General features: G+C 55.3%; 17 protein-coding genes. 3 read left to right on the forward strand and 14 right to left on the reverse strand.

Annotation, left to right across the window (positions count from 1 at the left end):
- Nucleotides 1–7: 7 nt before the first annotated feature.
- The 12 genes from D3P08_RS15015 to lepB all read right to left on the reverse strand — a co-directional run bounded on the left by D3P08_RS15015 (nucleotide 8) and on the right by lepB (nucleotide 16844).
- Nucleotides 8–1048, reverse strand: a complete 1041-nt coding sequence (locus D3P08_RS15015) for a DUF58 domain-containing protein (RefSeq protein WP_119600517.1) — start codon at nucleotides 1046–1048, stop codon at nucleotides 8–10.
- Entirely contained in the window at nucleotides 1045–2034 is a 990-nt protein-coding gene (locus tag D3P08_RS15020; RefSeq protein WP_119600518.1) for an AAA family ATPase, read from the reverse strand. The genes D3P08_RS15015 and D3P08_RS15020 overlap by 4 nt, the downstream gene beginning before the upstream one ends.
- 1210 nt (nucleotides 2035–3244) lie before the next feature.
- Nucleotides 3245–5044, reverse strand: coding sequence for a hypothetical protein (locus tag D3P08_RS15030; RefSeq protein ID WP_119600520.1), 1800 nt, complete (start codon nucleotides 5042–5044; stop codon nucleotides 3245–3247).
- Nucleotides 5045–5071: 27 nt separating this feature from the next.
- On the reverse strand, nucleotides 5072–5992 hold the full coding sequence (locus tag D3P08_RS15035) for an ABC transporter permease (protein ID WP_240647548.1): 921 nt from the start codon (nucleotides 5990–5992) through the stop codon (nucleotides 5072–5074).
- On the reverse strand, nucleotides 5989–6921 hold the full coding sequence (locus D3P08_RS15040) for an ABC transporter ATP-binding protein (RefSeq protein WP_119600663.1): 933 nt from the start codon (nucleotides 6919–6921) through the stop codon (nucleotides 5989–5991). Before D3P08_RS15040 ends, D3P08_RS15035 begins: the two co-directional genes overlap by 4 nt.
- Nucleotides 6922–6935: 14 nt before the next feature.
- Nucleotides 6936–9347: a DUF7408 domain-containing protein gene (locus D3P08_RS15045; RefSeq protein WP_147381812.1), complete on the reverse strand. Its 2412-nt coding sequence runs from the start codon at nucleotides 9345–9347 to the stop codon at nucleotides 6936–6938.
- Between the two features lie 181 nt (nucleotides 9348–9528).
- Nucleotides 9529–9900, reverse strand: a complete 372-nt coding sequence (locus D3P08_RS15050) for a DUF3889 domain-containing protein (protein ID WP_240647550.1) — start codon at nucleotides 9898–9900, stop codon at nucleotides 9529–9531.
- Nucleotides 9901–9970: 70 nt separating this feature from the next.
- On the reverse strand, nucleotides 9971–10843 hold the full coding sequence (locus tag D3P08_RS15055) for an NAD(P)-dependent oxidoreductase (protein ID WP_119600522.1): 873 nt from the start codon (nucleotides 10841–10843) through the stop codon (nucleotides 9971–9973).
- A gap of 113 nt (nucleotides 10844–10956) precedes the next feature.
- Complete coding sequence (locus tag D3P08_RS15060) at nucleotides 10957–13995, reverse strand: efflux RND transporter permease subunit (RefSeq protein ID WP_119600523.1); 3039 nt, start codon at nucleotides 13993–13995, stop codon at nucleotides 10957–10959.
- 32 nt (nucleotides 13996–14027) lie between these two features.
- Nucleotides 14028–14717, reverse strand: a complete 690-nt coding sequence (locus D3P08_RS15065) for a response regulator transcription factor (protein WP_119600524.1) — start codon at nucleotides 14715–14717, stop codon at nucleotides 14028–14030.
- The gene (locus D3P08_RS15070) at nucleotides 14714–16192 is read right to left on the reverse strand and encodes a sensor histidine kinase (protein WP_119600525.1); all 1479 of its coding nucleotides are present in this window, start codon (nucleotides 16190–16192) and stop codon (nucleotides 14714–14716) included. The genes D3P08_RS15065 and D3P08_RS15070 overlap by 4 nt, the downstream gene beginning before the upstream one ends.
- Nucleotides 16193–16304: 112 nt before the next feature.
- Nucleotides 16305–16844: a signal peptidase I gene (gene lepB / locus D3P08_RS15075; protein ID WP_119600526.1), complete on the reverse strand. Its 540-nt coding sequence runs from the start codon at nucleotides 16842–16844 to the stop codon at nucleotides 16305–16307.
- 192 nt (nucleotides 16845–17036) lie between these two features.
- On the opposite strand from lepB, the gene D3P08_RS15080 reads away from it, so the two are divergent.
- Together D3P08_RS15080 and D3P08_RS15085 are read left to right on the forward strand one after the other, a co-directional pair.
- Nucleotides 17037–18257: an MFS transporter gene (locus tag D3P08_RS15080; RefSeq protein WP_119600527.1), complete on the forward strand. Its 1221-nt coding sequence runs from the start codon at nucleotides 17037–17039 to the stop codon at nucleotides 18255–18257.
- Between the two features lie 49 nt (nucleotides 18258–18306).
- Entirely contained in the window at nucleotides 18307–18951 is a 645-nt protein-coding gene (locus D3P08_RS15085) for an HAD family hydrolase (RefSeq protein ID WP_119600528.1), read from the forward strand.
- Here the strand turns inward: D3P08_RS15085 and D3P08_RS15090 are convergent.
- The gene (locus D3P08_RS15090) at nucleotides 18948–20765 is read right to left on the reverse strand and encodes an ATP-binding cassette domain-containing protein (RefSeq protein WP_119600529.1); all 1818 of its coding nucleotides are present in this window, start codon (nucleotides 20763–20765) and stop codon (nucleotides 18948–18950) included. The two genes, D3P08_RS15085 and D3P08_RS15090, sit on opposite strands and share 4 nt — an antisense overlap.
- On the reverse strand, nucleotides 20755–21612 hold the full coding sequence (locus D3P08_RS15095) for an energy-coupling factor ABC transporter ATP-binding protein (protein ID WP_119600530.1): 858 nt from the start codon (nucleotides 21610–21612) through the stop codon (nucleotides 20755–20757). Before D3P08_RS15095 ends, D3P08_RS15090 begins: the two co-directional genes overlap by 11 nt.
- A 119-nt stretch (nucleotides 21613–21731) precedes the next feature.
- Here D3P08_RS15095 and D3P08_RS15100 point away from each other — a divergent pair, with 119 nt between their 5' ends.
- Nucleotides 21732–22349, forward strand: coding sequence for a biotin transporter BioY (locus tag D3P08_RS15100; RefSeq protein ID WP_119600531.1), 618 nt, complete (start codon nucleotides 21732–21734; stop codon nucleotides 22347–22349).
- The last annotated feature ends 51 nt before the right edge of the window (nucleotides 22350–22400 follow it).

Here is a 22400-nt window from a genome sequence, read left to right on the forward strand (position 1 = left end):
GCTTTTCTTAATGCTTCAGTACACCGGGAACCGACGTAAGCGTCTGTATGGCTTGCGCAAGCGGCTGGCTTGTATTAAGGAATGCATATGCGGCGCCCATTTCCGCGCATTTCGCCTTCAATTCCTCCTGGTATTCCGATACAGCCGACCGATATTCGTTCAACAGCCTCTCAGATACCGCAACCTCTTTGCCTGTCCCGAGCTCGCTGTCAATCAGCTTTAACTCTCCGCCCAGATGAGGATCGATTTCTTCCGGAGACATCAGGTGGACCAGCACAATCTGCTGGCCCGACGCTGTCAGGGCTAGCAGCGATTCCCGCATCCCATCCTCAAACATGGCGTCTGTGAACAGCCATGCTGTACCCGCGCGTCTAGGCAAAGCGCCAGGCTGCCGGAATGGAGCCGACAGGTCCGAACGCGCCGCTGCATAAGAGGCGTTAGTGTGCGAGTCCCTTGCTTGCCGAGCACTGGCTGGTGCCGCGTATAAGGCGGCTAAATGCCGAATAAGCTTCGGGAAGGCAGCCCTGCCCCGCATAACGGGAAGCTCGATTTCGATTGCGCTTTCGTTAAAAGCTTTAACCGTCAGCCGATCTTCACCAACCAGCGCTGCATATCCGATCAAGGCGGCAAGCCGAAGAGCGTACTGCAGCTTGCTGCATGCCGCGCCGCCTGTAAAGGACATCGAACGAGAAGCGTCCACATACAAATGCGCGTGAAGCTCCTGCTCGTCCCAGTATTGCCGGACATAAGCACGGCCCGTCCTTCCATAGACGTTCCAATCGATCCGGCGGACATCATCACCCGGCGCATAAGGCCGGAAATCCGCAAACTCCTGCGAGCCCCCGAGCGATACCGAGCGGCGTTTCCCCGCCATCGTTCCCCGAATTCGTCCGCCGCTGGCAAGCCGAAGTCTCTCAACCTGCGTCAGAACGGACATATCCGGGAATAGAAGCTTTAACGCTTCGTCCGCGCCCATCCCATCTTGTTGAAGCGATGCGTCAGCTGTCTGTGCCGGCGGGTTATGCTTGTTTAGGTTAAGCTCCGTCATCTTGTCGCCTCGATGCTTTGGAGAATCGACTCGGTGAGCCGGTCAGTCGTAAGGCCAATCGCCTGGGCTTCATACGTCAACACGATGCGGTGACGAAGAACAGGAAGCGCCGTCTGACGGAGATCATTCCAAGAGACGTGCATTCGTCCGCTGCACAAGGCTCGGACTTTGCTGACGGAGATCAGCGCTTGAATCGCGCGCGGACCCGCGCCGAAACGGGTATATTTCTTCACATCCTCTGGCGCGTCGGCTTCATCCGGATGCGTCGCCATGACGAGACGAACGGCAAGATCGAGCACATCGTCCGCAACAAGCAGCCCCTTAGCCGCTTGCTGCAGTTCTGTCAGTTCCTCACCGGTTAGAACGGACTCCGCCTTCGGCTTTTCGAGTGAGGTCGTCCGCAGTACAATTTCCTTCAGTTCTTGGCGGGTCGGGTAGTCGACGCCGATTTTGAGCAGGAACCGGTCAAGCTGCGCCTCGGGCAGCGGATAAGTCCCCTCCTGCTCAATCGGGTTTTGCGTAGCCAGCACAAAAAACGGCTTCGGCAGCATATGCGTCTCCCCGCCGGCCGTAACCGTACCTTCCTGCATCGCTTCGAGCAAAGCGCTTTGCGTTTTCGGCGTCGCGCGGTTAATCTCATCCGCCAAAATGAGATTGCCGAAGATCGGCCCCGGCTGGAATCGCTGCGACGCCGTTCCCTGCGCGCCGAAGTCGATAAGCGTGGTGCCGGTAATATCGGAAGGCATCAGATCCGGCGTAAACTGGATACGCGAAAACTGCAGCGATACCGTATCCGACACCGTGCGCACCAGCATCGTTTTACCGAGACCGGGAATCCCCTCCAGCAGCGCGTGTCCACCCGCAATGAGGCACCATAAAAGCTGCTCCACTACATTTTCCTGCCCGACAATCACCTTTGCGATTTCCTGTTTCAAATTTGTAATTTTTGCCGCGGCCGCCTCCAGCTGTTCCTTTGTTTCGATCATGCTTCTCCCCCTCTCGCTTCTTTAGTTAATGGCATTAATCATTAACGTGTCGAACAAAATCGTATGTTAGCACTTGTTGTCGGTAACAAATTTGTTCTAATCTCTAACCCGCTATATCTGCTCTCCCCCACCTGACAATGGTTGTTCTTCGTAGGCGGTCAGTTGCATCGGCCTACTATCGCAATCCGGTACACATGAGTGCTTTAAGGCGGTCAGGTCGACTAATTTGCTCCGCCCCGCACGCTTCGATTGAATTAAGGCGGTCAGCCCGACTTACCCGCCTCGCCCCGCACTCATCGGTCGTTTTAAGGCGGCTGCACAGACCTATTTGTTCCATTCTGGCCCTCTCAGTCGAAATAAGGCGGTCGCACCGATTTGTTTGCTTCAAAAAGCACACTTTGGTTGATTTAAGGCGGTCAGCCCGACTTACCCGCTTCGCCCCCCACGCATCGGTCGTTTTAAGGCGGCTGCACAGACCTATTTGCTCCATTCTGGCCCTCTCAGTCGAAATAAGGCGGTGGCACCGATTTGTTTGCTTCAAAAAGCACACTTCGGTTGATTTAAGGCGATAGGGCCTCAACCTTTAGTGCTCCATAGATGCTAAGTCTCCCGATGTGTCTACTCCCTGGGGACTTGAAGCGCGTGTGGAGTGATTAATTGGGTCCGTACATGCTGCTTCGAGAGAAGTAAGCACGCGTGGCGTCATTATTTGCTCCATACCTGCTGCTTAGAGAGAAGTAAGCGCGTGTGACGTCAATATTTGCTCCATACCTGCTGCTTCGAGAGAGATAAGCACGTGTGGCGTCATTTTGCGCTCCATATCTGCTGCTTCGAGAGAAGTAAGCACGCGTGGCGTCATTATTGCTCCATACCTGCTGCTTCGAGAGAAGTAGTCACGTGTGGCGTCATTATTTGCTCCATACCTGCTGCTTCGAAAGAAGTAAGCACGCGTGGCGTCATTATTTGCTCCATACCTGCTGCTTAGAGAGAAGTAAGCGCGTATGGCGTCATTATTTGCTCCATACCTGCTGCTTCTAGAGAAGTAAGCACGCGTAGCGTCATTATTTGCTCCATATCTGCTGCTTCGAGAGAAGTAGTCACGTGTGACGTCATTATTTGCTCCATACCTGCTGCTTCGAGAGAAGTAGTCATGTGTGGCGTCATTATTTGCTCCATACCTGCTGCTTCGAGACCAATATGTTTGTGTGGGTCAGCGGTTTGGCTGGATTTCGTCGAAGTACTGCTTGACTTTGTCCTGCATGCTGGCAGGCAGCTGGGACCGACCGAGCGATTCTTGGGCTTCGGCGGCGTATTCGCTGTACACCTCTTCGTATGGGCGGGTAGTACCGTCGATCATTGGCGATTGGCCGCCGCTTTGGGTTTGGCCCCCAGTTGATGGGCCGCCGTCCTCGTACACATCGCCGCTTCCAGCTAAGCTGCGCGGTGTCGTTACCAGTGTGCGGCTCCCTGCTCCTGTTCCTGCGCCATAGCCGCCGCCCGCTCCGGAACCGCTGCCTGTTCCGCTTCCCGAACTGCCGGTCCCAGATCCGCTGCCTGCTCCACTTCCACCACCTGAACCGCCCGAGCCGCTCCCAACGCCGCTGCCGGAGCCTTGGCCGGCGCCTGAACCCGCGCCTTGGCCTTGACCGGCGCCCGCGCCAGAACCTGAGCCGCCGGACTGTCCGGCGCCTTCGCCCGCTTGCCCGGAGCCGCTGCCCGGGCTTTGGCCGCCCGAGCCGGCGGAGCCTTGGCCGGCGGCCCCGCTAGCCGCGGCGCCCGCCCATGACGGCGGCACCGCGCCGCCCTGCGCGGCGAGCTGCTCCGCGAGCGCTGCGCCGCCGCCAGCCAGCTGGCCCGACATCTCCCGGGCCAGCCGCTCCAGCTCGCCCTGCGACATTTCGCGGGCGAGCGCCTCCTGCAGCGCGGCGAGAGCATCGCCGCCGCTGCCGCTTTCCGGGGCGGCTTCGCCTTCCGCCGCCCCGTCGTCGCCGGCGGCGCGCGCCTGCTGCGCCGCCTCCTCCAGCGCCGCCGCGAGCTCGCCGGCGGCGCCTTCCTCCTGCGGCTGCTCGGCAGCCAGCCGCTCCAGAGCCTGCGCCAGCGCTTCGCGCTCCGCTGGCGACAGCTCTTTCAGCTGCGATCGCATATCCTCGATCGCGCGTTCCATTGCGGCGGCGTCGCGGTCCTGCAGCGCCGCTCCCAGCTGCCGCAGGCTCGGCTGCGCGCTCATCGCCGCCGCCGTCTGCTCGAGACGCTCGGAAGCGGCCTTCGCCTCGGCTGCAGTCTGCTCCAGCTCGCGCATCGCTTCCGCCAGTTCCTCCAGCGCGGCGGCGGGATCGACGCCGCTCGCGTTAAGCTCCCGCCGCAGCTCATCCAGCGGCCGCAGCAGCTCCTCCTTCGCCTCCTCCGGCAGCTTCAGCGAATCCAGCTCTTCCTCGAGCTTTTCCGCTTCCGCTTCCAGCTCCTGAACCGCCGACCGCGCCTCGGCAAGCGCCACCGCGCGGTCATGCTGCGGGTTCGGCAAAGCCAGCATGACGATACATATCGCGAGCAGAGCCGCAGCGCTGAAGACGATCGTCCGCCACTGCTTCCAAGCCGGCCAGGGCAGCCGCTCGCTAAGCATATCGACATACCCGCGTGCGGCATCCAGCGCATCCTGCCGCTGAAGCTTGACAATGGCAGGCGCCGATGCGGCTTCCGGATACTTCGCCAAACCGTCCAGCGCGGTCATGACGGCGTCTTCCGTATCGCGCTTATCCATCTCCCGCGCGGCGTCCCTTGTCGTCGCGCGTTTCCAAATCCCATATCCGGCACCAGCAGCTGCACCCGCTGCTACAAGCCCTGCAAAAACGCCTGCGGCGTTAAGAATTGGCCACAGCCTGGCTGCTGCAAGGACAAGCGCCCCTGCTCCGCTTCCCGCCGTTAGACCCAGCAGCAGCGCGCGCGCCAAGCGGAACATGGTCAGTCTGCGCCGCACCGGGCGCAGCAGATCAACCAAAGACGTTTGCGCCATACGCGGCGCCTCCCTTCATCCTTTCATTTACCGCTTCCGGTTTAGCCTTGGTCGCAGGTTGCGCACGGACAACCATAACGCGATGGACGAAATGACCGTATAAATGATCATAAACTCCAGCCACAACGCTATAGGAGCCCCGCTTCCCGAACCGCCGTAACGAGAGGAGAGAAAAGCATCGTCAGAGATTGACGGCTCCAGAATACTATAAAGCGCCACCGCAGGATTAAAAGCCATAATATGACCGACCCAAGCGTAAGGCGTCGAACTAGGACTAACTGTCGAATAGCGATACTGATCCTCGAGCACATTCACCATGACAAAATACAAAATCGCCGTGCCCACGAAAATAAACAGCGTCACGCCATACGTCGAAATGACCGACATCATCGTTTTCTTCAGGATTGTAGAGAAAAAGATGCCGAACGAACCGAGCACCAGCATAATAAACAGATAGAACAAAAAGATAAGCGTCATCTGCTTCGGCGATACGCCACCGTACAGGAAAACCATCGCGTAGATCGGAATCGTACTGACGACGATCAGCACCATAAAGCTGAGCGAAGACACCAGCTTGCTCAAAATAATCGTAGACGAGCTCTGCTGCGTCGTCAGCAGCAAATTCAGCGTCTGCTTCTCCCTCTCGCCGCTGATGACTCCCGCAGTCAGACCAGGCGCCATAAAAGCGACCAGGCCAAGCTGCGCAAACGAAAGAAAATAAAATAAAATTTTGCTTTGCTCCGGATTATAGGAAGAACCGCTCCCGGACAGGACCTGCGTCAGGTATATCGCGGCAAAAGCCATCAAGCCGATCGCCAGCAAGTAGAAAAATAACGTCCACATTGCCCGAGGCGACCGCATACGGAGACGGATCTCCTTATCCAGAACCGGATTGATCAATCGTACACGCCAGTTCACCCCTCTGGCTGCCGTTCCGCTCTCTTTCATTCGTCTCCGCCTCCGCCTTTTGTAATTTCCAGGAACACATCCTCCAAATTGGTCTGCGCCTCGCTATAAGAGACAATGCGGAACCCTTGGGACATTAACGCGCTTAGAAGCTCCGCCTGTTCCTCGTCCTGCCCGCCGAAATGGATTTGAAGGCCGCGTTCATCGCGAATCAGCCGATTGACAAAAGGTCGGTCGCGCAAAAATTGCTCCGCTTCTTCCTCCCGGTCCAGCAGCCGGATATGCAAAAACCGTTTGACGCGAAGCCGGCTTTGAATATCCGCCACATTGCCGACCGCCACCATCTCGCCGTGCTCGATCACGCCGATTTCATCCACCATCTCCGCAAGCTCCGGCAAAATATGCGAGGAGATAATAATCGTTTTCCCCATTGCCTTCAATTCTTTCAAAATTTCACGCATCTCGATTCTGGCGCGCGGATCAAGCCCTGATGCAGGTTCATCCAAAATGAGCAGCTCGGGATCGTGCACGAGGCATCGCGCCAGACACAGGCGCTGCTTCATCCCTCTCGACAAGGAGTCTACGTATGCGTCCCGTTTGTCGCTTAAATTAACAAGCTCCAGCAGCTGCGGGATCAGAGCTTCCCGTTCCGCCTTCGGAATACCGTAGCTCGCCCCATAGAAATGCAAATATTCGACGGTTTTAAACTGATCGTATACGCCGAAGAAATCCGGCATATAACCGATTCTTTTCCTCACCTCATGCGGATGCTGCGTAACATCGAAGCCCCCGACCTTGGCGTACCCGGCGCTCGGCGCGAGCAGCGTCGAAAGGATGAGCATCGTCGTCGATTTCCCGGCGCCGTTCGGCCCGACAAAACCAAATACGGTCCCTCTTTCAATGGTAAGGTCGATTCCCTTTAGCGCATGGAAGCTGCCGAACGACTTGGCGAGTCCGCGAATTTCGATCATTGGCGTTTGTTCGTTCATGGATTTAGCTCCTCTCCTTCCAGCATCACGTAAGGGAACATCGTTTCGCCCGCGGCTGCCGCCTCCAGCTTGAGACGAATGATCTGTTCGTCGACGAAATATTCATGCGCCGAGCCAAGCGCGTTAAGCTGGCTCACCCATTCGCCGGAGGCCTCATGCCAGACGCTCCAAGTCAGATTCGAATTGCTATATGCCGGATTTGTTTGAATATCGAGCACATCGTAAGCGACGCTTTCACTCCTCGGAACCATATAGTCCAAGATGAGCTCCCCTGCTCCAACGTTAACAATGCCGTTGCCATAGTTATTAACGAATTCAAGCGTATTGGACGCAATGATAGGCTTCATGGCGCCGGCGGAGATGATCACTCTGTCTCCGACATGCCGGGTAGGGTCGACATTTTGCACCCACATCGTCAAATGATCGGTTCTTACTTTATCCCCATTTACCATAAACGCATTTTCGTGATCCGTGCTGTAGCCTACAATAACAGGCCCCGACGAGCGCATAGCGTCGTTATTACGGTTGAAATATTGGTCCGTCAACTCGCGCTGTCTCATCCATTCGTCGTTGTTGTTGCCTGACCAGCCCGGGAATATCATGCTCGAGTACGAGTAATACATGCCCGGCTGTGCCGGTACGAAGGTTGGCGGATTTAGAATCGATCCGCTTTCGCCTTTTTTCAAATCTCCGATCACCTGCGCCTGACCGTTCACGATCAGCGAGACATGCGTCAGATCTGACGAAGTATTGTTCGTTACGACCAGCTTTTCCGCGCCGCTCTCTTCCTCGTAAGCGATATCGATACGGCCAGTCTCAGCCGAATCGACAACCCGCCTGTCCATAAAGAGCTTACGGGTCGACCAATAAGGGACGGAACGCCAGATCGTCTGCAGGCCGTCACCCGTATCCCGGAATTGGAAAGCTCCGTTCAGCGTTAAATTACCAGAAGCATTCATCATGCTGCTATCGGAATACATGCGCATCTCCGGCTTTTCGTCAAACGAAGCCGTAACCGTTCCGCCGGTCGGCGAAAATACGGCTGCAGCTCCCGACACGACGGCCTTTCCGTCGGGCGACAGCTCAACGATATCGACCGAATGGACGGACGTATTCTTTTTGTCACCCGCGCCGAACGTAAAAATAACAATTCCCATCACGACGGACACGGCCGGAATTAACCACCAGCCCCATTCTCTGCGGTCCGCTTTCGCTAGAATGATATAAAGCACCGGCGCTACAATAAGCACGTATAGCCCGAACAAGGCCAGCAGCAAAGAGAACGAAGGCGGCTTAATCGACGGGAACTGGTCAATGATATTGCTTAGCGGCCAGAACATATTGTCAATGTACGTGTTACCCGTCATTACCGCTCCGCCCATGCCCTGCAGGTTGGAAAGGTTGCGGCCAAGCAGCTTTGCCCAAAGCGAAGCGCTTCCTGACCAGGTCGACATCGGCTCAAGCGAAGGATCAAACGCTGCATAGACGATTGAACCAAAGCCATAGCTTCGGCTCACGGCCAGCGGAACGCCTGCTTCGCTGAATTCGACCGACGCGCCCTTTGCGACTTCGCCGGTCGAGACCGTGATCGGATCGGTCAGCTTAAGCTCCGCTCCTCCCGCCTTCGCCAAAGATTCGGCTGTTTCAATCGTCGTAGTCCCTGTTGCGGCAAGCGGCGCTAGTTCGGCAAACGCTTCAGCCGTCTTCACGTATCCGGCCCCACCGGATAAGACCAGCGTTCCTCCTCTTGTAACCCAATCGCGAATCGCCTTGACGACATCTTCGTCCCATTCGCCTGTATCGACATCGTTAATGACCAGCGTATCCAGCATGTCCAGCATGGCCGACTGGTCGGGCAAATCATCCTCCGTAAGCGGCAGGACATTAATCGAATAGCCTCTAAGATTAAGCGTCGGCATAAAATTAAGTGTGTCCGGGTCACGCGCGACGACGCCTATAACGTTCGAACCGTCAAGCGTCCGGCCCTCGATTGTGGCTGGCCCGAACAGCTTCACTTCCTTGCCCGTCTTATAAGAGCCTTCGAAAAAGCGGATCAGGCTGCGGTCATTATCCAGCACCGTCCCCGGCAGACCGATCGTTACTTGAACATCCGTTCCGACGGGAAGGTCGACGGGGACAAGATAATCCGTCGTTATATTTTCGGAAGATACAACGGACAGCACAACCTCGCCAGACAAATCCCGCTTCGTCCGGTTCGTCAGCGTAATCTCGACGGGAAACCATTTGCCTTGCTGGTAGGCGCCTTGTAAGCCGACCGTCCTCCGAATATCGATCGTTTCATCGTCAGAAGCAGCCGTCGCGCTTGAAACCGACAATACCAATTGCAGCATGACAGCCATTACGATCAATAGGATGATAGCATTCGATTTTTTAAACCTCACGTTCACGTAACGACCCCTTTTCTCTAGCACCATGATTACATCTATCTCCATAATAACGGAAATTGCGCCCAAGTAGTTGCAGTTTTTCCCATTTCCCATCAAATAGGCACGAAAAAAGCGAAAAGCGCCATGAAGCCGCTGCTTGCGGCATACTGACGATTTTCGCTTGAATTTCACCATCGTATATTTAACTCGGACGCAGTTCTTTCAGCTTAACAGACATTAAAGTCCCCGTCTCAGCCTGTACGGTAACGGTTACGCGGACGCCGAATTCTCGCCCTCCCTGCTTCAGCCAGAGCAAAAATCGTTCTTCGTTGCTGCCTCTTCCGCCGCTGGACCTGCCTTCGTATTTATAATCGACAATCGAAGCGCCTTTATACGCTTTTGCCGTTTCCTCGACCGCGATTTTACCCCATTTCGCATAGCCTGGAGAAGCGATTTGAATGCTGGCTATATTGGCCTCATCCGCTATACTTGCATCTTGATAGGACATGCTGAGCAGCAGGAAAATCGTTTTTACGACAACCTGACCAAATATGCTGAACCACCTCCTATGCATTTATTGAAGCATACCTATGATTAACATAACCAATCCGTAAGCCGACTATTCGGTATTTGACAGACTAACCCTAATCCCAGGCTTTATACAAGGCATGGGTTCCCTTATCCGCTAGCCCTGCATCCGCAATCCGGCCGTACAACTCTTTTGCCAGCGCAAGACCGGGAAGCTCGATTCCCATTTCGCGAGCAGACGCGAGTGCAATCCCCATATCCTTAATAAAATGCTTCACATAAAAGCCCGGCTCGAAATTCCCCGCGATCATCCTCGGCGCCAGGTTGCTCAGCGACCAGCTGCCGGCAGCTCCCGTTCCGATGCTCTGGAGAACGGCGTCCAGATCAAGTCCCGCGTTTCTCGCGTACACCAGCGCTTCGCATACGCCAATCATATTGGAAGCAATGGCGATCTGATTCGCCATCTTCGTATGCTGTCCCGCGCCCGGACCGCCCTGCAGCAAAATTTGCTTGCCCATCCGCTCCAATATCGGCAGCACTGCCTCAAACGCTTCCCGGTCTCCCCCAGCCATGATGGACAGCGCCGCGTTCCGCGCCCCTACATCGCCGCCGGATACCGGAGCGTCGATCGCATGCAGACCGCGGGCCTTCGCTTCCTCATAGATGCGTACCGCAAGCACCGGACTGGAAGTGGTCATATCGATGAGGTAACTGCCGGACTTCGCCGTATGTACGAGTCCCTTCTCGCCCAAATACAGCTCCTCTACATCGCTTGGATAACCGACCATCGTAATGATTATATCGCACAACGGCGCCAGGTCGGACGGCTCATCATGCCAGATCATCCCCTGCTCGACCAGTTCTTCCGCTTTCGACTTTGTCCGGGTATAAATATGCAGCTCATAGCCGCCTTGCTGGATATGGCTCGCCATGCTTTTTCCCATGACGCCCGTACCAATAAAACCAATTCTCGTGCTGTTCGCTTCCATGTTGCCGCCACTCCCTTATGTTATTCTGCTCCCAATCTTATGTAGGCATTATATCAAAAAAACAGCCCCATGGATAAATTGCCCATGGAGCCGCCTATTTCTGCTTGAGCTAATTACGCTTCAACAGCAGCATGATTCCCTTTTTTCGCTTTCTTCCGGTTAAGAAATTCGTATACGATCGGCACGATAATAAGCGTCAGAAGCGTCGAGCTTGTAAGACCGCCGATAACCGTAACCGCCATTCCTTTGGAGATCAGCCCGCCCGACTCGAAGCCGAATGCAAGCGGCAGCAGCGCGCCGACTGTTGCAATCGCCGTCATCAGAATCGGACGAAGGCGCGTAACGCCCGCTTCCAGCAGCGCCTCCCGAACGGACAGTCCTTCTTGCTCCTTATGAATGACGCGGTCGATTAAGACGATGGCGTTCGTCACAACGATACCGATCAGCATGAGAGCGCCGATCAGGGCTGTCGCGCTGATGGTTTCGCCGGCAATCAAGAGGCCAACCACCGCGCCGATAACCGTAAACGGAAGCGAGAACAGAATGGTAAACGGAGTCAACGCTCCGCCGAATGTCAGCACAAGCACCAAGTACACCACCGCAACAGCTGCAAGCATCGCTAGTCCCAGCTGCATGAACGTCTCGTTCATTTGCTCCGCTACGCCGCCCATTTCGATATCGACATTGCCTGGAAGATCCATTCCATCAATCGTTTCTTGCAGCTCTGTCGTAACCGCGCCGACATTCGTCGCCGTTACATCAGCCGAAACCTCCGCATAGATACGGTCGTCAAGGCGCGTAATCGTATTCGGGGATTCGCCGCGCTCGAAGGTTACGACATCCTTCAGCGCCACCTCCACGCCCATTGGGGACATCAAGGTCACTTCGCCTAAATCGGATACACTTTTGTAAGTTTTCTCTTCAACCTTCACATAAACGCTAACCTCTTCGCCGTCTTTTTCAATCGTTGTCAGCACCGGATTTTGGCGCACAGGGCTTAGAGCCATCGCCACTTGGCCGGCTGTTAAGCCGTACTGGCTGAGCTTCTCGCGGTCCGCGACGATCCGGTACTGCTCATATGTCTCAGACAAGCTCGAATCCACATTTTTAAGATCCGAATTTTCGTTTAACTTCGCGACCAGCTCATCCACGACCGGCTGGATCGTTTTCATATCGGGTCCGAATACGTTCATGGATAAAGTTGAACCGCCCAGTCCGCCGCCGGCGAAGTTCTGTTCCTTCCACTCGCCTTGTCCGCCGAGCTCTTGGAGCAGCGGAACGATCTGTTCCTTCTCTTCCGTAAAGCCTTCGAAATCTTTGTTATAGCTGAGGTTGAACAACGCTTGCTTCGAAGCGCCCGGATTCATCGGATTTTGTCCGCCGACGGAATATTGCACGATATCAAGACCTTCGCGCTCCATCAGCAGCTTTTCCGCTTCAAGCGTCATCGCCTTCACGTGTTCCAACGTTTCGCCCGGCGCCGGGTTGTACGTTACGATCATCGATTTCTGTTCGTCCGCCGGCAAGAAGCTGAAGCCTACAATTGGCGTTAGTAAGATGCTTCCGATCAAAAGGACAACCGCCGCGCCAAACGTAATTACTTTATGGTTTAGCGTCCAGTTCAGCACTTTTTTGTACCACAGCGCCAAACGGCCAGGTTTTTCTTCATGCTTCTGATGCTCTTTAAGTCCGTTTTTGAACATCATATGCGCCATCATCGGCACGACCGTAATGGCAACGATGAGGGAAGCGGCAAGCGCGAATACGACTGTTAACGCGAACGGCATAAACACTTCGCCGACCATGCCGGTTACAAAACCAAGCGGCAGGAACACCGCTACCGTAACGATGGTGGACGCCATAATCGGCACGAACATTTCGCGCGTTGCCGAAATGATGAGGTCCTTCCCTTTCAGCTTTTCGCCGGTAAGGGACATCCTTCTGTAAATATTTTCGATAACGACGATCGAGTCGTCGATAACCCGGCCGATGGCTACGGTGATCGCGCCGAGCGTCATAATATTAAGCGTAATGTCCATTTGCTTCAGGGCAAGCATTGCCATCAAGATCGACAGCGGGATGGACACGACCGAAATGATCGTGGAACGAATGTTGCGCAGGAACAGAAGAATAATGACGATTGCGGCTAAAGCGCCAATCAAAGCTTTGCTCATCATCGTATGGACGGATTCTTCGATCGGCTCGCCTTGGTCAAGCGTGATTGTAATATCCAGCCCTTCATTGCTGCTTTCCAGTTCATCGATCTGCTCTTTAACGGCATTTACGACATCAACTGTGTTGGCATCGGCTGCTTTGACGATGCTTACGCCGATTGCGTCCTTCCCGTTCGTGCGGGAGATGGATTCCGCTTCGCCGACAACCGTCAACTTGGCAACATCGCTAAGCTTCACGCCAGGCAAAAGCGTAAGATTGTTCAAATCCGCTTCCGTCACGACGTTGCCGTCAACCAAAATGGATTTTTCGGAATCGCCGAATTCGAAAATGCCGAGAGGCGCCGAGATAGCGGAAGCTTGAATAATGCCTTTCACCGCATCCTCTGTTAAGCCAGTCGCGGCAAGCGCTTCTGCGTTAAACGCCAGCTCGCCTTTTACGATGTTTTGTCCGGATATTTGCACATCGGCTACGCCTTCCAAGCCTTGCAAATTCGGCACGATGCTTTCCTCAACCTGCTTCGTCAATTGATCGAGAGACAAAGTCTCGTTAGACATGCTCAGCGATAGGATAGGAAAAGCGTTAAAACTGATTCGGGACACGCTTGGCGTATCTACGCCTTCCGGCAAGCTGAGCTCGGCAAGCACATTCTGAACCTCGTCGGCTGCTTTCTCCATATCCGTCTCGTACGTGTATTCAATAATGATGGAAGACGCATTCTCCATTGATGTGGAGGATACGCCGGTTACGCCGGTCAAATTGCGTGTCCGCTGCTCGATCGGCTTGGTCACATTCTCCATCACTTCCTCTGGAGCAGCCCCCGGGTAAACGGTCGTTACGCTTACGATCGGGATTGTAATATCCGGGATCGTCTCCATTTTCATGCTGGTTCCGGCATAAAGCCCGGCGAACATGACCAGAAACGTCATGATCCAAAGCGCAAATTTGTTGTTCAATGAAAACTTGATGATGCTTTTCAATGCACTCCACTCCTCATCTTCTGCTCTGTCTATTACACTTTAAACCGGTAACCGACTCCCCAAATCGTTTCAATATATTGGGGATTCGACGGGTCATGCTCGATCTTCTCCCGCAGCCGGCGAATATGCACGGTAACCGTCGCCGCGTCGCCGCTTGCCTCGAGTCCCCATACGCGCTCGAACAGCTCTTCCTTTTCGAATACGCGGTTCGGATGAGAGGCGAGCAGCAGGAGCAGTTCATACTCTTTCCCTGTCAGCATCGCTTCTTGGTCATGGATGGTGACTCTCCGCGCCTGTTTGTCAATCAGTAAGCCGCGAATCTGAATAAGCTGCCCGGCAGTTGAATGCTCTGACGTAAGCCGTTCATAGCGAGACAGATGAGCCTTGACCCGCGCCACCAGCTCGCTTGGGCTGAACGGCTTCGTTATATAATCGTCCGCGCCAAGTCCGAGACCTCGGATTTTATCGATATCTTCTTTCTTCGACGTAACCATCAGTATCGGGATGTTAAGCTTTGCGCGAATTTCCCTGCAAATCTCGAATCCGTCCAGCTTTGGCAGCATAACGTCGAGCACAATCAGATCGTAGCTGCCTTCGAGCGCTTTTTTCAGCCCGAGATCCCCTCGTCCTTCAATATGCACGTGGAATCCATGGCTTTCCAAATAGTCCCGTTCCAGCTCGGCGATCGCCTTCTCGTCTTCAATTATTAGAATGCTTTTCATGCTGTATCACCGCCTTGATTTTCCGACATTAACGGCAGCTTGATGCAGAAGCGCGCCCCGCCGCTATTTCGGTTCTCCGCCCATACGATGCCGCCGTGGCCTTCCACTATCTGCTTCACGATAGCCAGCCCGAGGCCGCTGCCGCCCGTTTCAGAATTGCGGGACTGCTCCGCGCGATAGAATCCGTCGAAAATATATGGCAAATCCTCGGCGTCAATGCCGGGTCCCGTATCCTCGATTTCAATCTTCGCGAAGTCTTTCTCCTTACGAACCTTAACGGTCACCTGATGCTCCCTCGGAGCGCCGTCATGCAGCATATACTTCACGCTGTTGTTCAGCATGTTGGTGAATACCCGGTACAGCTTGTCCGGATCGACGGCGGCGAGCATCGGGCCTTCCGACGCATCCTGGAACAGCAGCTTCACGTCCGACTTCTCCATTTCGAAGCGCTGCTCGTCTAGCAGATACTCCAAGTACCTTGCGATATCGACTGTTTTAAAATCGAACACAACCTTGTGCATATCCAGCTTGGAGAAAAGAAACAGCTCGTCAATCAGCTGGTCCATATCCGAAGCCTTCCGATAGATCGTCTGCATGTAACGCTGGCGCTTCTCTTCCGTATTGGCGATGCCGTCCATAATGCCTTCCACATATCCTTTTATCGCCGAAATCGGCGTTTTCAGGTCATGGGAAATATGGGAGAGCAGCATCTTGCGATTGTCCTCGTACTGCAAGCTCTGCTCGATGGAATGCTTTAGGCGGATACGCATTTCCTCAAACGCCGCGCTGAGCTGGTCGATCTCGTTCTGATTCCCGCCTCCGACAGGCTTCTGAGGACGTAGCTCTTGGGACAAATCGCCGTCCTTGATCTTGAGAGCAGCTGCGCGAAGCGAACGGATCGGACGAATAATGCTCCGAGAGACGAAGTAGGTAAGGAGCAGACCGGTCAAGCAGACGATAATCAGTCCCGCAGCCATGGTGACCCGGTGCCAAAAGATCGGAACCGGCTCCAGACGATAATAGAGCAGAAGCTCCCCTTCGCTTCCATCCTTGAACGGAAACGCGATGGCCTTCGATTTGAACCGGTAATGCTTCAGCCGCAGCTCATCGCGTTCCTCGTCGGCGATACGCTGCCAATCCTCGTCCGGCGACAGCTCGTTAAGAAACGGCGAGACGTCGGTTATCACGCCGTCCTTCGTCAGAAGGAATCCCGCCCACTGCTCGCTCAGCCTTTGCTGCATGCCGCTAATATACGCCGGGTCCTCCATCTTCTCGGATTCATCCCGCAGCACATACAGCAATTCGCCATAAATGATAGCCTGATTGAAGCTTTCATTTTTCTGAGCTTCCGTAAACTCTCTCAAATCTTGATTGTTGCCGGCGAAAAACAAAAACAGCATAAACAGCATAAGCAGAATAACCGGCACGATCGCCATCGCCAAGTACGACATATAAAGCTTGATTTTGATGGACATAGCTCACGCCCTGTCTTGCTGTAATTCTGAACCTATCGTTTATCATAAACACGATTTCTAAACGAACTGGAACACATTTCTTACAAAATTATTACGTTTCAAATAAATTTCATTAATGCAAATTGCCGAATTTATCGATCGGCCATACGCGGAATACGGCTTTGCCCTCCAGGCTGTCCTGCGCGACGGCGCCGAAGGTGCGGCTGTCCAGACTGTTCTCGCGGTTATCGCCCATTACAAAAACATGACCCGCCGGCACCGTATAGGGCATAGGGACGACAACCGGATAAGTTTCGCCTTTGGCATAATCTTCATCCAGCTTCACCCCGTCGACGTAGACCTCCCCGTCTTTCATATCAATGGTTTGGCCAGGCAGCGCAATTACGCGCTTCACCAGACGAGAGTCATACTCCGGGCCGTTAATGATCACGATGTCGCCGCTCTTTGGACCGTGAAACCGGTACGACCATTTATCCTCGATCAGTCTTTGCCCTTCTACGAGCGTATTTTGCATCGACACATTATGTACTTCCGTTTGAGCATACACGTAGTTTTGGAACAGTAGCGCGCCTACGACGGCGATGCCGAGCGATAGCGTCCAATCTTTAATCTCCTTTACCCATTTATTCTGACGTTTTTCCGTTTTCTCCATTTCTCTTCACCTCTGTTTGTCGATAATGACGCGAAATCATAAGACCGCGACACTCTTCATAATAGTCTACAACCTATCGTTAATACGGACAATATAGCCAGAAAGTTTCCATCTCCTGCATGGATCAAAAAAGGGGTAGCGCCATCGCGGCGATTGCGTTACAGTGGACGTTGAAAGGAATGGTGAACACCTATGAATCGCAAAGCTGCAAAAGAAGGACGCGCCCTTTTTACGATCGTTACCCTGCTTTACTGGACGTCTATGTACATCTATGTGCCCACCCTATCTCCCTACTTAAGCGCAGGCGGTTATTCGCTTGCGTTTATCGGCATCGTTCTCGGCAGCTATGGCTTTACCCAGATGCTTGTCCGTTTTCCGCTTGGTATTTTCTCCGACCGGCTTGGTAAACGTAAGCCTTTTATTATACTCGGCATGATTTGCGCCAGCTTAAGCTGTCTGCTTTTTCTTGTGCCTGGCGGCTGGTTCTGGCCGATAGCGGCTAGAATTGTGGCGGGCGTATGCGCCTCCGCGTGGGTCGCGTTCACCGTTATGTATGCCGGTTATTTCGCGGCTTCGGAGACGGGGCGTGCAATGGGCAGAATCAGCGTGATGACGGTGGTCGGGCAAATGATCGGCATGCTTGCTAGCGGCGCATTGACGGAAGGCGTCGATCCCCGCGCTCCGTTTGCGGTGGGGGCTGTCATAGGCGCGTTAGGACTGCTGCTTGCTTTCTTCATTCGCGAGCCGGAAGGAACGGCGAGAAGCGCCGCAAACGGAATGTCCTTCGAGAAGGTCGCAACGGTTGTCCGCGACAAGACGCTGCAGCGGGCGTCGCTGCTTTCCATTCTCGCGCATGGCGTCTTATTTATTACGATGTTCGGCTTTACCCCGCTTAAGGCCGAAGAGCTGGGCGCCGGCGGCACTCAGCTTACGCTTCTAGTATTTGCATTTATGCTCCCACACGCCGCCGCGTCGTTGGCCGGATCCCATCTGTTCGTGCCGAGGCTGGGGCTTAACGGCACGATCACGATTGGTTTTGTAGTGAGCGCTATCTGTACAATCGCTTTAATTGCCGCGCCAAACCTCGGCATGCTGTATGTAACGCAAGCGGTTAACGGCTTTGCGCAGGGGCTCCATCTCCCTCTTCTGCTCGGCATGGCGATTCGCGAAGTCGACACCTCGTCCCGCGCTACCGCAATGGGCATGTATCAGGCGCTGTATTCGATCGGGATGTTCTCCGGTCCGTTCCTTGCGGGCTGGCTGAACGGGCAGTGGGGGCTAGACAGCGGCTTTTGGTTTGGAGCGGCGCTTGCGGCCTTGGCTGCAGCTGTAGCGCTTCGAAAGGTAATCCTCGACAAACGAATGGCTGCAGGAGCAAAACGCGGCACCTCGCAATCTGCGGATATAAGCTAAGTAATCGGGCTTTAGATAAGATTCGAATCGAGGATAAGGTGGTTATAAAATGAAGCGGAGTTATTCAACGATTGATCATATTGAGGAAGGCTCGGGCAAGCCACAGCTTGTCTTCGATATCGGAGGCGTGCTTGCTACCAATCTATCGCCTGTTTTTTGGGAGCTTGTCGCTGCCCATTCCAATCAGAAAGCCGAGCCCTTGTACCGCAAATATAAAGAGGAACAAAGCAAGATGCTGTGGACAGGCGGCATAACGGAAGCGGCCTTTTGGGACTGGTTATGTCGGGCTGCCAAGGGATTAAGCGAAGAGCAGGGAAAGGCGTACTTAAAGGAAAGTTTGCAGCCGCTGCCGGCCATTCGCTTATTGGAGAAATGGAGTCTTGCGGCGGATATTCACATTTTGAGCAATCATTTGTCGGCATGGGTGGAACCGATTTTGCAGGATGTGCGCCCGTTTCTTCGTACCGTGACGATATCAAGCGCCGTCGGCTTACGGAAGCCGCAGCGGGAGCTGTTCGAGCATGTCGGCTCGCAGCTTCCCGCAAACAGCCGTATCTTGTTTATCGACGATCAGCCATCCAATCTTGAGCAAGGCGCTGCAAGCGGCTGGTCCACGCTGCTTGCCGATCCGGAAGGATTATGGTCCGGAAAAGTTGATGAATGGTTGAGCGCAATAGCTGGTACTCCTAACTAGATTGTAACAAAGCAGCCGATCAGAAGAAGAAGAAAGCTGCCGGTGACGGCAATCGCGAGCAGCCCCGCATCCGCTTTGCCGAAAGCAAGGCGGAAGCCATAAGTCGGCTTGACGGGCATGCTGCCGTACCCTCTCGCCTCCAGCGCGTCGGCCATCCCTTCCGCCAGCCGGAGAATGGCGCGGATGTACGGGATAAACACCGACCGAAGCATCGTAATAGGGACGGCGCCAAGCCGCGAACCCGATTTCCCTCTTGCGGATGCGAGCTTGGCAAAACGCCCCCACTCCCGCGCAAGCAACGGAATAAAGCGGAAAATAATCGTAATGAGCAGTCCGACCGCATGAATAGGCAGTCCGAAACGAGCCGTCCAGCCGAAGGTTTGCTGGATGGCTCTTTGCAGTCGCAGCGGCGTCATAAGCTCCAGCATCGGCATTCCAAACGCCATGATGACCATGAGCTGGAACAGTTTCACCGTCGTCGGCTCCGCCTTCGACCAGTCGAAGGTTAATGGCGTTAATGAAATACCGGCGATGAGAGCAAGAATAACGGTTACGATGGCAAAAGCTCTAAACACAGACAACCATTTTCGAATGAGCGGCAGCGTTGGGGCGATAACGGCCGCCGCAACGCATGCGGCCAGCGCCATTTGCCCCATGCCGCCAAGCGTGAGCGTACAAGCGGTCAGCAGGAAATACGCCAGGACGAGCGCCCGGGGATCAAAGCGGTCCGGCCGGAGCCAGCGGCTTTGTTTCGCATCCAATGTCCGCTGCTGCGGCTCGGACAGCTTGTTGCCCCAAGCCGGTGCAGCGCGAGACGGCTCAAGAGATCTCGTTCCTTCAGTCTGTTGCTCAGTTCGTGCGCTCGCTGATGCCTTTGCAGCCGGCTGTTGCGCACGCAAGGCACCCGCGCTCATCCGGCCGGCATGCGGCGCATGCGCGTAAAGCCGGCCGCCCCGTGCCGCGAGACCGCCCGCAATGGCCGCCGCCAGCTCGCGCGGCTCCGGCCACAACGCCCCGCCGCTGCGCGTAGCGGGGCCCTCCGGCGGCAAAGCCGCCCTCTCGCGCAGCAGAGCCTGCGCGCGCAGCGCCTGCGGCGCCGCAGAGGCGAGCTCGCGCGCCGCCTCTGCCGGTGCCGCTTCGCGGACGGCGCCATCGTCAACCACGATGACGGCGTCCGCGAGCGGAAGCAGCGCGTCGAGGTCGTGCGTTGCCACGACCGCTCCGCGCCCCGCCGCCTTATGCGCTTCGAGAATCGCGCATAGGCGGCTTGTGCCGGCGGCGTCCAGCCCCGCCGTCGGCTCATCGAGCAGCAGCCAGTCCGGCTCGCACGCGAGCAGACAGGCGAGAGCCAGCCTTCGCTGCTGGCCGCCGCTCAGCGTCCAAGGATCGCGCTCCAGCAGAGCCGGCTGGAGCCCCGTTACGTCGAGCGCCGCCAGCATTCGGCGCTCCGTCTCTTCTTCCGGCAGCTTATACGGCCTCATCGAATACAACAGCTCCTCACGCGCTGTCTGCGCAAACCACTGCGCGTCCGACTGCTGCATCGCCAGCCCGAAACGGAGCAGCGCGCTGCGGTTCAGCTTCTTGTTCCGCTTCGGAAGCCAAAGCGGCTCCCCGCCGATCGAGATGCTGCCTGTTTGGAGCTTGCGAAGTCCGGCCATCGTCTCCAGCAGCGTCGACTTTCCCGCACCGTTACGTCCGATAAGAAGCGTAATGTTTCCTGGCTCGAAGGTAAGGTTAATCATAGCGAGCAGTAACCTGTTTTTGTCGTCTTCCGCGCACACCGTAACATTCGTCAGCTTCCAGTCAGCCGGCATAGCGCATCACCGCCTCCGCAAGCTGCTCCGGCGTGAACGGCAGCTCGTCCAGCTCTACACCTTGCCCTTTCAACTCCCACGCGACCCGAATCGAATACGGCGCCTCTAGGCCCAGCCTCTCCGCCGCGCTTTGATTCCGTCCGCCGCTGCCATCGTTTCCGCGTTGGAACAAACTCTCCGCAGTTCCTTCGAATACGACCTCGCCGGAATCCAGGACAAGCACCCGATCTTCGGCCCGAAGCTCCTCCATCCGCTGCGTTGTCCAAACTACGGTTGTTCCCGCCTTGTGCAGCCCCCGTACCGTGTGCAGCACTTCCAGCGACATCGCCGGATCCAGCATCGCCGTTACTTCATCAAGCAGCAAAGCCGGCGCACGAGCAGCCAAACAAGCCGCAATGGCAGTCAATTGCTTTTGCCCGCCGGACAGCGTCTCCACCTTCTGGCGCATTCGGCCGCCCAGCCCCACTTCGCTTAGAGCCTGCTCTGCAGCGCTAATAATAGCTCGCTCCTCAAATCCGCTTCGTTCAAGCATCGCGACGACATCCTCCCATGGCGTTGCCCCGATAATGCCGGCCTCGGGCTGCTGCAGCACGATCGGGATTGCGCCGCTGTCAGCCTCAGGCCTAAGGCCGTGCCGCGATATGTTCCCGCCGACGCCTTTCATGGGCATGCCTGCCATTACCTTCAGTAATGTGCTTTTCCCGCTGCCGTTAGCTCCAACGATCGTGATCCATTCGCCTTCCCGGATACGCAGCGAGAGCGGCTTCAATATCATGGCCGCAGAACCATCCGTCACGGGCGGCGTTACCGATACCTCGTCCAACTCCAATTCAAAGTTCCCCAGCAAAAATATTCCTCCAAACCTCTTCCCATACCAAACAGGCTATGCTACAATTCGATTTGTTAACCTAATTTTATCCTAAATGGTTAACAATAATTTTGCAACTGGATAAAGGAGTCGTTTCGATGCAAACCGTCAACATTCGTTCAATCGTATTCACCGCTCTATTCGCAGCACTATTTATTGTCTTCAGCATCATACAGCTTCGAATTACAGCATCTGCCGTTCCGATCACATTCCAGACTTTAGCCGTTATATTAGCGGGCGTTTTTCTTCGGCCCGGCCAAGCGTTCTCCAGTATATGGATCGTGATCGTACTCGCGGCGTTCGGCCTGCCCGTCTTCGGCGGCAAAGGCGGCATCTCTCATCTGATCGGCGCGACCGGCGGCTTTATATTCGCCTTCCCGTTCTGCGCCCTCTTGATCAGCCTAGCTATGAATCGGCTCCTTCGCAGCGAGGGCTTATGGCGGAGCAAATGGACCGCTGCCCTGCTTCTATTTATCGTCTTTGAATTGTTCGGCTCGCTTCTTTCTTATATCCCAGGCGTGCCTTGGATGATGCACGTAACCGAATTGCCGCTTAACAAGGCGTTAGTAGCAGGCTTCTACCCGTACCTGCCCGGCGATGCCGTCAAATCGGCAGTCGCCGTTGTCGTTACCCTTTCCCTGCAAGGATACATCAGACAGCTGAGGTCTTCGCATGCCAAATCTTCGGCGCAAGCCGCAGCGCCTGTCGGAAGTTAATCCCCTTACGAAATAATGCCCGTAAGCTTCGCGCTTACGGGCATTTCTTCA

The sequence above is a fragment of the Paenibacillus nanensis genome, assembly GCF_003583765.1.
Classification (GTDB): Bacteria; Bacillota; Bacilli; order Paenibacillales; family Paenibacillaceae; genus Pristimantibacillus; species Pristimantibacillus nanensis.